The 16705-nt window shown below is 74.3% G+C and carries 2 protein-coding genes and 1 pseudogene; all 3 read right to left on the bottom strand.

The window, feature by feature from the left end; translation table 11 throughout:
• The coding region (locus IO33_RS0143365) for a type I polyketide synthase (RefSeq protein WP_031174542.1) at positions 1-1653 on the bottom strand (1653 nt) is incomplete at its 3' end.
• Positions 1654-1685: 32 nt separating this feature from the next.
• Positions 1686-12551 (bottom strand): type I polyketide synthase, encoded by a 10866-nt coding sequence (locus IO33_RS0143360; RefSeq protein ID WP_037687780.1) that lies wholly within the window; start codon positions 12549-12551, stop codon positions 1686-1688.
• Positions 12552-12622: 71 nt separating this feature from the next.
• Positions 12623-16705: pseudogene (locus tag IO33_RS50175) on the bottom strand (type I polyketide synthase); the annotation flags it as partial.

Below are 16705 nucleotides of genomic sequence, written 5' to 3'. Positions count from 1 at the left end.
GTTCGCCGCCGGTTCGCCTGCCGCGAGGGCGGCCAGCCCCGCACGCAGCTCTTCCGCGTCGGCGCCGACGACCGCCGCCCGGTGCTCCAGCGCCGAGCGGGTGGCCGCCAGCGAGAAGCCGACGTCGGCCGGTGACGCGGCCGTGAGGTCTGCTGACGACAGCAGTCGTCGGGCCTGCTCCCGCAGCGCGTCCCCGGTCTTCGCGGAGAGTACCCACGGCACCACGGTGGTCCGGGCAGGCGTCAGTTCCCCGGCCGGGTCCTCCGGTTCCGGTTCGGGCGCCTGCTCGAGGATGATGTGCGCGTTGGTGCCGCTGATCCCGAACGAGGAGATCCCGGCTCGGCGGGGGTGGTCGGACTGCGGCCAGGCGGTCGCCTCGGTCAGCAGCTCGACCGAGCCGGCCGTCCAGTCGACCTGCGGGGTCGGCCGGTCGACGTGGAGCGTCTTCGGCAGCAGGCCGTGCTGCATCGCCAGCACCATCTTCATCACGCCGGCGACACCCGCGGCGGCCTGTGTGTGCCCGATGTTGGACTTCAGCGAGCCGAGGAGGAGCGGCCGTTCGCGCTGCTGTCCATAGGTCGCGAGCAGCGCCTGCGCCTCGATCGGGTCGCCGAGGTTCGTGCCCGTGCCGTGCGCTTCGACGGCGTCGACCTCCTCGGCGGACAACTGGGCGCCGGCCAGCGCTTCGAGGATCACGCGCTGCTGCGACGGGCCGTTCGGCGCGGTCAGGCCGTTGGACGCGCCGTCCTGGTTGACGGCGCTGCCCCGGACGACCGCGAGGACCTTGTGGCCGAGCCTGCGGGCGTCCCGCAGCCGCTCCACGAGCAGCAGGCCGGCGCCTTCGGACCAGGACGCGCCGTCCGCGGCCGCCGCGAAGGACTTGCAGCGGCCGTCGGGGGCCAGCCCGCGCTGGCGGCTGAACTCGACGAACGCGCTCGGGCCCGCCATGACCGTCACGCCGCCGGCGAGGGCCATGGAGCACTCACCGCTCCGCAGCGCCCGCACGGCGAGGTGCAGGGCGACGAGCGAGGACGAGCAGGCGGTGTCGACGGTGACCGCGGGGCCCTCGAAGCCGAAGGTGTAGGCGATGCGCCCGGAGGCGACGCTGCCGGAGTTGCCGGTGCTCATCAGCCCCTCGACACCCTCGGGGAGGACGCCGGGCGTGAAGCCGTAGTCGTGGTACATCAGGCCGGCGAAGACGCCGGTGCGACTGCCCTTGAGGCCGGCGGGGTCGATGCCCGCGTGCTCGAAGGCCTCCCATGCGGTCTCCAGCAGCAGACGCTGCTGCGGGTCCATGGCCAGTGCCTCGCGCGGCGAGATCCCGAAGAAGTCCGCGTCGAAGTCCGCCGCGTCGCGGAGGAACCCGCCCTGCCGGGTGTAGACCTTGCCGGGCCGCTCGGGGTCGGGGTCGTAGAGCGCGTCGACGTCCCAGCCGCGGTCCTCGGGGAACTGCGCGATGGCGTCCGTGCCCTCGGCCAGCAGCCGCCACAGCTCCTCGGGGGAGCCGACACCGCCGGGGAACCGGCAGCTCATGCCCACGATGGCGATCGGCTCCTGGTCACGGGCCTCCAGCTCGCGCGCGCGCCGCCGGGCCTGGCGTAGGTCGGCGGTGGCCCGCCTGAGGTACTCCCGGAGCTTGTCTTCGTTCGTCATCGGTGTTGTCCGCCCCCTTTGGCCTGCGCAGTTCAGGAGATGCCGAGTTCGTCGTCGAGGAGGTCGTACAGCTCCTCGTCGCTCGCCGAGCTGAGGTCGTCCTCGTGCTCGGGTCCGCCCGCGTCTCCTGGATCGGCCGGCTCGTTCCCGTTCCAGCGGGCGAGCAGCGCCTGGAGACGCATGTTGATCTTGGTTCGGGTGATGTTGTCGACGCCGTCCGCTCCGGCGCCGTCGAGGGCGGCGGCGAGGCGGTCGAGCTCGTCGAAGACCGGCGCCGTCCGGGCCGTGCCACCGGGGAGGTCCTTCAGCACCCGCTGCGCGAGCACCGCGGGCGTCGGGTGGTCGAAGACGAGCGTCGCGGGCAGCCGCAGGCCGGTGGCCCTGTTCATCCGGTTGCGGAGCTCCACCGCGGTCAGCGAGTCGAAGCCCAGGTCACCGAAGGCCTGGTCGGGTTGGACGGCCTTGGCCGAGCTGTGTCCGAGGACGGCGGCGACCTCGGACCGGACGAGGTCCAGTACGGCCTCCTCGCGCTCGCCCTCGGGCAGGCCCGCGATCCGCTGCGCCAGCGGCACGGGGGCCGCCCGGTCCGTGCGCCGCTGGCGGCCACCGACGAGCGCCCTGAGCAGCGGCGGCACCGGGGCGGTCGCGTTCCGCAGGGCGGCGAGGTCCAGCCGTGCCGCCACCACCAGGGGCTCCCGCAGCGCGAGCGCGGCGTCGAGGAGTTCCAGGCCGTCCTCGTCGGACAGCGGCAGCACACCGCCGCGGGCGAGCCGGGTGCGGTCGGCGCCGCCGAGGTCCTCGGTCATGCTGCCGGTGCGCTGCCACAGACCCCACGGCAGCGACACCGCGGGCAGCCCCTGGGCCCGGCGGCGCCCGGCGAAGGCGTCCAGGAAGGCGTTGGCCGCGGCGTAGTTGGCCTGGCCGGGGGTGCCGAGCGTACCGGCGAGCGAGGAGAAGACCACGAACGCCGACACGTCGCCCGCCAGCTCGTGCAGGTTCAGCACCGCGTCGACCTTGGGACGCAGCACGGTCTCCAGGCGCTCCGGGGTGAGAGAACCGATCACGCCGTCGTCGAGCACGCCGGCCGTGTGCACCACGGCCGTCACCGGGGTACCCGACAGCACCTCGGCGAGGGCGTCCCGGTCGGCCACGTCGCAGGCCGCCCAGCTCACCTCGGCGCCCGCCGCGGTCAGTTCCGCCCGGAGCTCCGCCGCACCCTCGGCGTCCGCGCCGCGCCGGCTCATCAGCAGCAGGCTGCCTACGCCGTGCTCGGCGACCAGGTGCCGGGCGACGAGCCCACCCAGGGCGCCGGACGCGCCGGTCAGGAGCACCGTGCCGGTCCCGAAGTCCGGGGTGGTCTGCGGGGCGTCGGCGGCGGCCCTGGCGAGCCGGGGCAGCAGGAGCGCGTCACCGCGCAGTGCCGCCTGCGGCTCCTCGGAGGCGACGAGCCGGGGGACGACCGTCGCCGCGATCCACTCCCCGTCGGCGCTTGCGTCGGGAATCCCACCGGCGTTCCCACCGGCGGTCCCGTCGGTGTTCCCAGCGGCGGTCCCACCGGCTTTCCCGTAGGCATTTCCGTCAGGGTTCCCGCCGGCGTTCCCGTCGACGCTTCCGTCGGCGTCGAGGAGGACGATGCGGTCCGGGTTCTCCGACTGTGCCGACCGGACCAGGCCCCACACGGCCGCCTGCACCGGGTCGCCCGCCGCCGGGTCGTCGCCTGCGGCGACCGCGCCCCGGGTCACCAGCACCAGGCGGGGGGCCCGGTCCTTGGCCAGCCACCACCTCAGCAGCCGGAGCACCTCGGCGAGGACGTCCCGGACCCGTGCGGCGTCGGTGCCCGACCCGGCCGGGCACGGGACGACGACGGCGTCCGTGTCCGCCTGTGCCCCGGTCTCCGCCGCGGGGGCGGCGAGGAGGGCGGCGATGTCGTCGTAGGCGCGTACGGCCGGGGTGTGCGCGTCGGCCGGGGCGACGAGCGGTGCCCACTCCACCGTGAACAGGGAGTCCCGGGCGCTCGTGCGCAGTTGCTCCGGCGACACCGGACGCAGCGTCAAGGACTCGACCGACACGACCGGGCGGCCCGTGCCGTCGGCGGCGTCCAGCCGTACGGTGTCCCCGCCGGCCTGCGCGAGCCGTACCCGCAGGCCGGTCGCTCCGGTGCCGTGCAGCGTGACGCGGGACCACGCGAAGGGCAGCAGGGGCCCGTCGGCGGCCGGTACGAGACCGCCCGCGCCCAGTGCGTGCAGGGCGGAGTCGAGCAGGGCCGGGTGCACGCCGAACCCGCCCGTGTCCGCCTGCGCCTCGTCGGTGACGGCGAGTTCGGCGTAGACCGCGTCGGACCCGCGCCAGGCGGCGCGCAGCCCCTGGAAGAGCGGGCCGTAGCTCAGCCCGAGGTCCGCCAGGCGGTCGTAGAAACCGTCCAGGTCCACCGGCTGGGCGTCGGCCGGGGGCCAGCTGCTCAGCTCGGTGCCCAAGGGGGCTGCTCCGGTGGCGAGGGTGCCGGTGGCGTTGCGGATCCAGGGGCCGTCCCCGGCTCGCGAGTGCACGCTCAGCGGGCGGCGGCCGGAGTCGTCCTGGGCGCCCACGAGGACCTGGAGCGCGACGCAGACCTGCTCGGGCAGCACCAGCGGTGCCTGCAGGGTGAGCTCCTCGACCAGGTCGCAGCCGGTCTCGGCCGCGGCGTGTGCGGCCAGTTCCACGAAGGCCGTGCCCGGCAGCAGCACCGTCCCCAGCACCGCGTGGTCGGCCAGCCAGGGCTGGCCCTGGAGGGACAGCAGCCCGGTCAGCAGGTGACCGCCGGCGTCCGGCAGCTCCACCGCCGCGCCCAGGAACGGGTGGTGGGCGGTGTCCAGCCCGGCCGCTCGTACGTCGCCGGCCGGGGCGCCCGTCTCCAGCCAGTACCGCTCGTGCTGGAACGCGTAGGTCGGGAGGTCGACGCGGCGCGCACCCGGCAGGACGGCGGCCCAGTCGATGCCGACGCCGTGGACATGGGCCTGGGCCAGGGACAGCATCAGCCGGTTCTGTCCGCCGTCGCGGCGGCGCAGCGTCGGGACGACCGCGGCGTCCGCCTCGGCGGCCTCGATGGCGTCCTGGATGCCCGCCAGCTGGACCGGGTGGGGGCTGACTTCGATGAACACGTCGTGTCCGTCGGCCAGAGCGGCCCGGATCGCATCGTGGAACCGCACCGTCTGCCGCATGTTGCGGTACCAGTAGCCGGAGCCGAGCTCGTCCCCGTCCAGCTTCCCGCCCGTCACCGTGGAGTAGAAGGGCACGGAGCCGGGGAGCGGGCTGACGCCGACGAACCCCTCACGCGCCTGCGCTTCGACGCGTTCGATCTGCGGCGAGTGCGCGGCGTAGTCGACGGCGACCTTGCGGGCCTGGATGCCCTCCTGTGCGCAGTGCGCGAGCAGTTCGTCCAGGGCGTCGGTGTCCCCGGAGACCACGACGGTCCCGGGCCCGTTCACGGCGCCGATGCCGAGACGGCCGGCCCACCGGCCGATCAGTTCCCGCGCCTCCTCGTCCGGGAGCGTCACCGAGGCCATGCCGCCGCGGCCCTGGAGTTCGCGCACCGCGAGGCTGCGCCGGACCACGATGCGCGCCCCGTCCTCCAGGCCGACCGCTCCGGCGATCACGGCGGCGGAGACTTCTCCCTGGGAGTGTCCGACGACCGCGTGGGGGGTGACTCCGAAGGAGCGCCACACCTCGGCCAGGGCGATCGTCATCGCCCACAGCACGGGTTGCAGGACGTCGACCCGGTCCTGCTCGACGTCGGACGTGCCGCGCAGCACCGCGGTCAGCGACCAGTCCACGTGCGGTGCGAGGGCGCGCTCGCAGGCCTCGATCCGGTCGCGGAAGACCGGGGAGGTCTCCAGCAGCTCGGCGGCCATGCCCACCCACTGCGCCCCCTGCCCGGGGAAGACGAAGACGGTCTTGCCGGCAGTGCGTGCGGTGCCGCTCACCACGCCGCGCGGCGTGGCACCGCCGGCGAAACCGGCCAGTGCCTGCCGGAGCTCCTCGGGGGTCTGCGCGACCGCCACGGCGCGGTGTTCGAAGGCCGCCCTGGTCGTGGCCAGCGAGTAGGCCGCGTCGGCCGACCAGGCCGCCGTGCCGTCGCCGTCCCTGCCGTTGTCGTCACGGTCGTCGTCGCCACCGTCGTTGTCGCCACCGTCGTTGTCGTGCAGGAAGGACGCGAGGCGGGCGGCCTGCGCCCGCAGCGCCGCCTCGGTCCTGCCGGAGAGCACCCAGGGCACGACCGCGCCGGAGCCGGAGGCCGGCGGCGGTTCCTCGGTCGCGGGGGCCTGCTCGATGATGGTGTGGGCGTTGGTGCCGCTGACGCCGAAGGACGACACGGCGGCCCGGCGCGGACGGTCGGTCTGCGGCCAGTCGACGGCCTCGGTCAGCAGCCGGACGTCACCGGCCGACCAGTCCACGTGTGGGGTCGGCTCGTCCACGTGCAGGGTCCTCGGGAGGACTCCGTGGCGCATGGCCATGACCATCTTGATCACTCCGGCGACGCCCGCGGCGGCCTGCGTGTGGCCGATGTTGGACTTCAGCGAGCCCAGCCACAGCGGCTGCCCTTCGGGCCGCTCCTGCCCGTACGTGGCGAGGAGCGCCTGCGCCTCGATCGGGTCACCCAGCTTCGTCCCCGTGCCGTGCGCCTCTACGGCGTCCACGTCGGCCGGCGTGAGTGCGGCGGACGCCAGCGCCTGCCGGATCACCCGCTGCTGCGAAGGTCCGTGGGGCGCGGTCAGACCGTTGGACGCGCCGTCCTGGTTCACCGCGCTCCCCCGCACGACGGCCAGCACGTGGTGCCCGTTGCGCTCGGCGTCGCTGAGGCGCTCCACCAGGAGCATGCCGACGCCTTCGCCCCAGCCCGTGCCGTCGGCACCGGCCGCGAACGCCTTGCACCGCCCGTCGGGCGCCAGCCCCCGCTGCCGGCTGAACTCCACGAAGACCGTCGGGCTTGCCATGACCGTGACGCCGCCGGCCAGCGCCATCGTGCACTCGCCGCTGCGCAGGGCCTGGACGGCCAGGTGCAGGGCGACGAGCGACGAGGAGCAGGCCGTGTCGATCGTGACGGCGGGGCCCTCCAGGCCGAAGGTGTAGGACACGCGCCCGGAGGCGACGCTGCCGGAGCCTCCGGTGGTGAGCAGGCCCTCGACGCCCTCGGGCAGTTCGCGCGGGCCCTGGCCGTAGTCGTGGTACATCAGGCCGGTGAATACGCCGGTACGGCTGCCCCGGAGCGTCGCCGGGTCGATCCCGGCGCGTTCGAACGCCTCCCAGGACGCCTCCAGCAGCAGCCGTTGCTGCGGGTCCATCGCCAGGGCCTCGCGGGGGCTGATGCCGAAGAAGCCGGCGTCGAACTCGGCCGCCTCGTGCAGGAAGCCGCCGTCACGGGCGTAGGTCTTGCCGAGGCGCTCGGGGTCGGGGTCGTAGAGCCCGTCGACGTCCCAGCCCCGGTCGTCCGGGAACCGGGAGATGCCGTCGCGGCCGGAGGCCACGAGCCGCCACAGGTCCTCCGGCGAGCGCACTCCGCCCGGCAGGCGGCAGCTCATGCCGACGAGGGCGATCGGCTCGTCGGCGGCGGCCGTGGAGGGCCGCGTCACGGCCCTGGCCGTGGCGGCCGGGAGCTCGCCGAGGAGTTCGGTGCCGATGTGCCGGGCGAGGGCCGAGGGGGTGGGGTGGTCGAAGACGAGGGTGGCGGGCAGGCGCAGGCCGGTGGCGGTGGACAGCCGGTTGCGCAGTTCCACCGCCGTCAGCGAGTCGAAGCCCAGGTCCTGGAAGGCGTGCGCGGGCTGGACGGCCCGGGGCGAGGAGTGCCCGAGCACGGCGGCGACCTCGGCCCGGACGAGTTCCAGGAGGGTCTCCTCGCGCTCGTCGCCGGCCAGCCCGGCGAGGCGTTCGGCCAGGGATCCGGTGGCTGCGTGCTGGGCGGTGCCGCGCAGGGGGACGCGGACGAGTCCGCGCAGCAGGGCCGGTACGGATCCCGCCGTCCGGTTGCGCAGGGCGGAGGTGTCGAGGCGGACCGGTACGAGCACGGGCTCGTCCGCGGCGAGCGCCGCGTCGAACAGCCGCAGTCCGTCCTCGGTGGACAGCGGCAGCACGCCGGAGCGTGCCATCCGTGACCTGCCCGCCTCGTCCAGGGCGTCGGCCATGGCGCCCTCCTGCTCCCACAGACCCCACGCCAGCGAGACCGTGGGCCGCCCCTGGGCGCGGCGGTGCCGGGCGAAGGCGTCGAGGAAGGCGTTGGCCGCGGCGTAGTTGCCCTGGCCGGGGTTGCCGAAGACGCCCGCGGCGGAGGAGAACAGCACGAACGTCGTGCTCGCGCCGGTGAGTTCGTCCAGGTGGAGCACCGCGTCCGTCTTGGGCGCGAGGACGGCGGTCATGCGCTGCGGGGTCAGTGCGGCGATCACGCCGTCGTCGAGCACGCCGGCGGTGTGCACGACGGAGTCGATCGGGTTGGCGGCCAGCAGCCGGGCGAGGGCGTCCCGGTCGGCGAGGTCGCAGGCGGCCCACGTCGCTTCGGCGCCGAGCGCCGCGAGTTCGGCCCTCAGCTGCGCGGCGCCCGGGGCCTGTGCGCCACGGCGGCTGACGAGCAGCAGCCGGCGCACGCCGTGTCCGGTCACCAGGTGACGCGCGAGGGTCCTGCCGAGCGCGCCGGAGGCGCCGGTGAGCAGCACGGTGCCGAGGCCGGAGCCGGCGGCCTCGGCGAGCGCGGGGGCCGCCTCGTCCGCGGGGCCGTTGGCCGCGTTTCCCGTCGCCGGGGAGGCGGCGCGGGCCAGGCGCGGTGCGCCGACCTGCCCTTCGCGGGCGACGACGTGGGGCTCGCCGGACCGCACGACGCCGGGCACGAGCGCGGCCGCCTCGTCCGGGCGGTCGGTTTCGAGCAGCACGATCCGGCCGGGGTTCTCCGCCTGGGCCGAGCGCACCAGTCCGCCCGCCGCGGCGTGCGCGAGGTCGTCACAGCGCGCCACCAGCACGAGGCGCGCGGTCCGCTCCTCGGCGCACCAGCGCTGCACCAGCCCCAGCACCTCGGTGGTGACCGCACGGACCCGCTCGGCCCCGGTCGCCCCTTCCGGACCGTCGGGGCACGGGACCACGACCACGTCCGGCCGCGCCGACCCGTCGGCATCGGCGAGTGCGGCGATGTCCGGGACGTACGCGACCGCCGTCCCGCCCGCGGCGCCGGAGGGCAGGTCGCCGGAGGGCAGGGTCAGCGGCGCCGGCTCGACGGTGAACAGCGTGTCACCGGAGCTCTTGCGGAGCTGCTCGGCCGACAGCGGACGCAGTGTCAGCGATTCGACGGACGCCACCGGTTCGCCGGCGCCGTCGGCGACCAGCAGGGACACCGCGTCCGTGCCGGCCGGAGCCAGCCTGACCCGTACGGTGGACGCGCCCGTGGCGCGCACCGACACCCCGGACCAGGCGAACGGCAGGAGCGGCCCGTCCGCCCCGGCGACGAGGGAGCCGGCCGCGATCGCGTGGAGCGCCGCGTCCAGCAGCGCCGGGTGCAGGAGGAAGGAACCGGTGTCCGTGCCGTCGGGGAGCGCGACCTCCGCGAAGACTTCCCCACCCGCGCGCCAGGCGCCGCGCAGTCCGCGGAACGCCGGACCGTAGGCCAGGCCGAGGGCGGCCAGCCGGTCGTAGAAGCCGTCGAGGTCGACGGGCTCGGAGCCGGCCGGCGGCCATGCCGTGAGCGCCCGCCCGGCGGCCGCGGCGCCCGCTTCGCCGGTCCCTTCGGTGACGAAGCCGGTCGCGTGGCGAACCCACGGCAGGTCGGCGTCGTCCTCGGGCCGCGCGTGCACGGTCAGCGGTCTGCGGCCGGTGCCGTCGGCCGCGCCGACCCACACCTGAACCGCGACGCCGCCCTGCTCGGGCATCACCAGGGGCGCTTCGAGGGTGAGGTCCTCCAGCAGGTCGCAGCCGGCTTCGTCGGCGGCGCGCACGGCGAGTTCGACGAACGCGGTGCCCGGGAGCAGCACGGTTTCGAGCACGGCGTGGTCGTTCAGCCACGGGTGCGTGCGCAGGGACAGCCGGCCGGTCAGCAGGCGCTCGTCGCCGCCGGCCAGGGAGACGGCGGCACCCAGCAGCGGGTGGTCGGCCGAGCCCAGGCCGACGGCGCGGACGTCGCCGGGAGCGGCCGGTGACGTGTCGAGCCAGTAGCGCTCGTACTGGAAGGCGTAGGTGGGCAGGTCGACGCGGCGGGCGCCGGGGAAGAAGGCGTGCCAGTCCGGGGAGACGCCGTGTGCGTGCAGTTCGGAGACGGCGGCGACGAGGGCGGCCCGCTCGGTGCGGTCGGCGCGCAGCGCGGGCACGGTGACGCTGTCCGTACCGTCCTCGTCCAGGCACCCCTGGGCGAGGGCGCTCAGCACGCCACCGGGGCCGATCTCGACGAACGTGGTCACGCCCAGGTCGTGGAGGGCCCGGACGCCGTCGGCGAAGCGGACCGCCTCGCGGACGTGCCGGACCCAGTACTCGGGGGTGTACGGCTCGGCGGGCCGGCCGGTGAGGTTGGAGACCACCGGGATGCGCGGCTTCTCGAAGGTCAGCCCGCGGACTACCTGCGCGAACTCCTCCAGCATCGGGTCCATCAGCGGCGAGTGGAACGCGTGGCTGACCTTCAGCCGGGAGGTCTTGCGGCCGTGTCGGGTGAAGATTGCGGCGATCTCCAGTACGGCGTCCTCGGCGCCGGAGACCACGACGGACCGGGGCCCGTTGATCGCCGCGACACCGACACCGTCGGTCAGGTGCGGCAGCACCTCGTCCTCGGTCGCCTGGACCGCGACCATCGCACCACCCGCGGGCAGCGCCTGCATCAGCGCGGCACGCGACGACACCAGCTTCGCCGCGTCCTCCAGCGACAGCACACCCGCCACATGAGCGGCCGCGATCTCACCGACGGAGTGACCGGCCACGTAGTCCGGCCGCACCCCCCACGCTTCCAGGAGGCGGAACAGGGCCACCTCGACCGCGAAGAGCGCCGGCTGGGCGGCGCCCGTGCGGTGCAGTTCCTCCGAGTCGACGTCGACCGCGGCGTCGAGGTGCGCACACACCTCGTCGTACGCGGCGGCGAACACCGGGTACGACGCGTACAGCTCGCGCCCCATGCCCAGCCGCTGTGATCCCTGACCGGAGAAGAGGAAACCGACGCGCCCACCGGTGCCCGAGAGGCCGCGCGCGACGCCCGGCGCCGGGGAGCCGGAGGCCACGGCCCGCAGCCCCTCGGCGAGTTCCGCCCATGTCTCGCCCTGGACCACCGCGCGGTGCTCCAGGGCCGTACGCGTCGTGGCGAGCGAGAACGCCACGTCGAACGGGGGGAGTTCGGCGTCAGCGCGGGACAGCAGGCGTTCGGCCTGTGCGCGCAGGGCCTCCTCGGTCTTGCCGGAGAGCACCCACGGCACCGGTCCGCCCTCGGCCGGGCGGGCGGCCTCCGGGGCGACGGCCTCGGCGCTCTCCTCACCTTCCTCCGGTGCTTGAGGGGCCTCGTCGGCGTCCGGTGCGTACGCTTCGGCCGACGGGGCTTCCTCGATGATCGTGTGGGCGTTGGTGCCGCTGATCCCGAACGAGGAGATGCCGGCGCGGCGCGGCCGGTCCGACGCCGGCCAGGGCGTGCGCTCGGTGAGCAGCCGTACGGCGCCCGCCGACCAGTCGACGTGCGGGGACGGCGCGTCGACGTGCAGCGTGCGCGGCAGTTCGCCGTGGCGCATGGCCATCACCATCTTGATGACGCCCGCCACACCGGCCGCGGCCTGGGTGTGGCCGATGTTGGACTTGATCGAGCCCAGCCACAGCGGCTCGTCGTCGGCACGGCCCTGCCCGTAGGTCGCGAGGAGCGCCTGTGCCTCGATCGGGTCGCCGAGCCGGGTGCCCGTGCCGTGCGCCTCCACCACGTCGACCTGTGCGGTGGTCAGCCGGGCGGCGGCGAGGGCCTGGCGGATCACCCGCTGCTGGGAGGGGCCGTTGGGGGCGGTCAGGCCGTTGGACGCGCCGTCCTGGTTGACGGCGGAGCCCCGGACGACCGCGAGGACCTCGTGTCCGTTGCGGCGGGCGTCCGAGAGGCGTTCCACGAGCAGCAGGCCTGCGCCCTCGCCCCAGCCGGTGCCGTCGGCAGCGGCCGCGAACGCCTTGCACCGGCCGTCGGGCGCCAGTCCGCGCTGGCGGCTGAAGCCGACGAAGGTGGCGGGGCCGACCATCGCGGTGACACCGCCCGCAACGGCCAGTGAGCACTCGCCGTTGCGCAGCGACTGGACGGCCAGGTGCAGGGCCACCAGGGACGACGAGCAGGCCGTGTCGACCGTGACGGCCGGGCCTTCGAGGCCGAAGGTGTAGGCCACACGGCCGGAGGCGACGCTGCCCGAGGTGCCCGTGCCCAGATAACCTTCCAGGTCCTCGGGGGAGTTCTGCAGGGCGGCGAGGAACTCGTGGTTCATCACGCCGGCGAACACACCGGTCCTGCTGCCCGCCAGCGAGGCGGAATCGATGCCGGCCCGCTCGAAGAGCTCCCACGACGTCTCCAGCAGCAGCCGCTGCTGGGGGTCCATGGCGAGCGCCTCGCGGGGCGAGATCCCGAAGAGGCCGGCGTCGAACCGCGCCAGGTCGCGCAGGAACGCGCCCTCGCGGGCGTAGCTGGTCCCGCGGGACTCCGGGTCCGGGTCGTAGAGCGCGTCCAGGTCCCAGCCGCGGTCGGTGGGGAACTCCGAGACCGTGTCGCGGCCGGAGGCGACCAACTCCCACAGGTCCTCTGGCGAGTCGACGCCGCCCGGGTAGCGGCAGCTCATCCCGATGATGGCCACCGGTTCCCCGGCGGCGTCCTCGTGGTCACGAAGGCGCCGCCGGGTCTCCTGGAGATCTGCGGTGACTCGCTTCAGGAAATAGCGGAGCTTGTCCTCGTTCGCCACCGAAATCGTCCCTCACCCCTGCGAAGACTTACCGGAATGCGGCAAGGGGTCATCGGGACGCGCCGGAGCGGTCAGGAAATCCCGAATTCCTTGCCGAGCAGATCGAATACCTCGTCGTCCGTGGCCGATTCCAGATTGCTGCCGCCCATATCAGGGCTCTCCTGGGCCGATGCCTTGCCGGATTCACCGGCAATCGCCAATACGGCCTGGAGCTTCGACAGGATCCGGTCGCGAGCTTCACTCTCTGACAACTTCGTGACCAATTCTTGTTCGACCCTGTCCAAGTCGGCAAGTAGGGAATCCACTAGGGCCGGTTCGGCCGCCCCCGCCGTTTCCGTGAGGATGTGCCCGGCGAGCAAAGCGGGCGTCGGATAGTCGAAGACCAGCGTCGCGGGGAGCCGCAGCCCGGTGGCCTTGTTCAGCCGGTTGCGCAGTTCGACGGCCATGAGGGAGTCGAAGCCCAGGTCCTGGAAGGCGTGTTCCGGCCGGACCGTACGGTCCGACGCGTGCGCCAGGACCGCGGCCGCCTCGGCCCGGACCAGGTCCAGCACGGTCTTCTCCCGCTCGGCCTCCGACAGCCCCTCCAGGCGCTCGGCCAGCGAGGACGCGGAGGGTGCGGCGGCGGCCTGCGCGGTCCTCCGGGCGGCCGCGGCCGGCACGAGGGCGCGCAGCACCGGCGGTGCCTCACCGGCGCGCAGCGCGCCGGTGTCGATCCGGACCGGGGCGAGCACCGCCTCGTCCGCGGCCAGTGCCGCGTCGAACAGCCGAAGCCCCTCCTCCGGCGGCAACGGCAGCACACCGCTGCGCGCCATCCGCGCCCGGTCGGCCTCGGCGAGACCGTCCGTCATCGCCCCTGACTGCTCCCACACACCCCAGGCCAGCGATGTGGCGGGCAGCCCCGCACGGCGCCGCTGCGCCGCGAAGGCGTCGAGGAAGGAGTTCGCCGCCGCATAGCTCGCCTGACCGGCGCTGCCGACCATGCCGGCGACGGACGAGAACACCACGAAGGCGGCCAGGCCCCTGTCCCGGGTGCACTCGTGCAGGTTCAGCACGGCGTCCACCTTGGGGCGGAAGACCTCCCGCAGCCTCTCCGGTGTGAGCGAGGCGACGACCCCGTCGTCGAGAACACCCGCGGTGTGCACGACGGCCGACAGCGCATGCCCGCCCAGCCCGTCCAGCATCGCGGAGACGGCCTCCCGGTCCGCGACGTCGCAGGCCGCCCAGGTGACCTCGGCACTCCACGCGGCCAGTTCGGCCTCCAGCTCGGCCGCACCGGGGGCGTCCGCGCCCCGGCGGCTCGCCAGCAGGAGCCGGCGCACCTTGTGCTCGGACACCAGGTGCCGTGCGACGAGCGCGCCCAGCGCCCCGGACGCACCGGTCAGCAGGACGGTGCCGACGCCGAAGTCCGGCGTGCCGGTGGCGGTCCCGGTGGTCCTCACCAGACGCGGTCCGTGTCCTCGGCCTCCACCAGCACCAACCGGTCCGGGTGCTCCGACTGCGCCGAGCGCACCAGCCCCCACACCGCGGCATGAGCCAGATCCCCCGGACGCGTCACCAATGCACACGGTCGGCGGTCTCCGCACCAAACCCCGCCGGGCACGGAACGACGACGACGTCCGGCGTCCCCTCCGACTCCCGCAACGCGTCGAAGTCCGCGTAGCTCCGTACGTCGAACCCGGCCGCGTCCGCCTCCGTGAGGGCCGCGGGCTGCCATGCGAGGCCGAACAGCGAGTCGTCGGCTCGGCTGCCGGAGCCGCCCGCCGCGAGCAGTTGCTCGCGCGACACCGGCCGCAGCGACAGCGAACCGGCCGTGGCCACCAGACCACCCGAGGCGTCGGCCACGGTCAGCGACACCACGTCCGTACCCGTGCGGGAGACCTTGACCCGCAGCGCCGTCGCCCCGACGGCACGCACACCCACTCCGGACCAGGCGAAGGGCAGCAGCGGCCCATCGACGACGGGGACGAGCCCGCCCGCGCCGATCGCGTGGAGCGCCGCGTCCAGCAGCGCCGGGTGAACGGCGAACGCACCCGCCTCCGCGCCCTCCGGGAGAGCGACCTCGGCGAGGACGTCGTCCCCGCTGCGCCACACCGACCGCAGCCCGCGGAAGACCGGGCCGTAGCCCAGACCGAGTTCGTCCAGGCCCTCGTAGAACCCGGTCAGGTCGACGGCCTCCGCGTCCGCCGGCGGCCACGCGCCGAGGTCCGTGCCGTGCGGGGGCTCGGGCAGCGCGTCCGTCAGGAAGCCGACCGCGTGCCGCACCCACGGCGCGTCGCCCGGGGCGTCCTCCCGTCGCGAGTGCACGCTCAGCGCCCGCCTGCCCGGCTCCTCCTCGGCCCCGACCCACACCTGCACGGCCACACCGCCGCGGTCCGGGACGATCAGCGGTGCTTCCAGCGTCAGATCCTCGACCTGGGCGCAACCGGCCTCGTCGCCCGCGCGTACGGCCAGCTCCACGAGCGCGGTGCCCGGCAGCAGCACGCTGTCCATGACCGTGTGGTCGGCGAGCCAGGGGTGCGTCCTGAGGGAGAGCCGCCCGGTGAGCAGGAACCCGCCGGCGCCGGGCAACGCGACGGTCGCACCGGCCAACGGGTGCTCCGCCGCCCCCAGCCCGAGTCCGGTCGCGGCGGCTCCGCCGGTGAACTCCTCGGGCGCCTCCAGCCAGAAGCGCTCGTACTGGAAGGCGTAGGTCGGCAGGTCGACGCGGCGGGCGCCCGGGAAGAGCGCCTGCCAGTCCGGGGACGCGCCATGGGCGTGCAGCTCGGCGAGCGCGGTGACGACGGCCTCCGGCTCGGGGCGGTCGGTCCGTCCCACGGGGACGGTGACGATATCGCCGTCCAGGCAGCCCTGGACGAGGGCGCTGAGGACGCCACCGGGACCGACCTCCACGAAGGTCGTCACACCCAGCTCGTGCAGGGTCTGGACGCCGTCGGCGAAGCGGACCGCTTCGCGCACGTGCCGGACCCAGTACTCGGGCGTGTACGAATCCGCCACATCACCCGTCAGATTCGAGACCACCGGAATCCGCGGCTCACCGAACGTCAGACCACGAACAACCTCGGCGAACTCCTCCAGCATGGGATCCATCAGCGGCGAATGGAACGCGTGGCGATCTCACCCACCGAGTGACCAGCCACAAAGTCCGGCCGCACACCCCACGACTCCAACAGCCGGAACAACGCCACCTCGACCGCGAACAACGCCGGCTGGGTGCAACCCGTCTGGTTCAACTCCTCCGAGTCCACATCGACGGGCGCGTCCAGAAGCGCGCACACCTCGTCGTACGCCGTGGCGAAGACGGGGTACGCCGCGTACAGCTCACGCCCCATGCCGATCCGCTGCGAACCCTGGCCCGAGAACAGAAAACCGATCTTGCCTGCGGTGCCGGGTTCGCCGAGGACGACCCGGGCGGACGGGGAACCCGCGGCCAGCGCGCGGAGGCCTTCCAGGAGTTCGTCCCGGTTCTCCCCCACCACGGCGGCCCGGTGGTCCATGGCCGAGCGCGTGGTGGCGAGTGAGAAACCGATGTCGGCCGGCTGCAGGTCCGTGTCCGGGGCCAGGGACAGCAGGCGCTCCGCCTGTGCCCGCAGCGCCGTCTCCGTCCTGCCCGCCAGCACCCACGGTACGACCACGCCGGGCTCGGGCGCGGGCGGCAACTCCGCGGAAGCGGAGGCCTGTTCGACGATCACATGGGCGTTGGTGCCGCTGATACCGAAGGACGACACGGCGGCCCGGCGCGGGTGATCGGTCTCCGGCCACTCCATGGCCTCGGTCAGCAGCCTGACATCTCCGGCCGACCAGTCCACGTGCGGGGTCGGCTCGTCCACGTGCAGGGTCCGCGGCAGCACACCGTGCCGCATCGCCATCACCATCTTGATCACACCACCGACCCCTGCGGCGGCCTGGGCATGACCGATGTTCGACTTCAGCGAACCCAGCCACAACGGCCGGTCCTGCGACCGCTCCTGCCCGTACGTCGCGATGAGCGCCTGCGCCTCGATCGGGTCACCCAGCCGCGTCCCCGTACCGTGCGCCTCCACCACGTCGACCTGGTCCGAGGACACACCGGCGTTCGCCAGCGCCTGCCGGATCACCCGCTGCTGCGCCGGCCCGTTCGGAGCCGTCAGACCGTTCGAGGCGCCGTCCTGGTTCAC

Origin of the sequence: Streptomyces durhamensis, assembly GCF_000725475.1 — a bacterium.
GTDB classification, from domain to species: Bacteria; Actinomycetota; Actinomycetes; order Streptomycetales; family Streptomycetaceae; genus Streptomyces; species Streptomyces filipinensis.
This window is presented reverse-complemented; position numbering and strand designations above follow the sequence as displayed.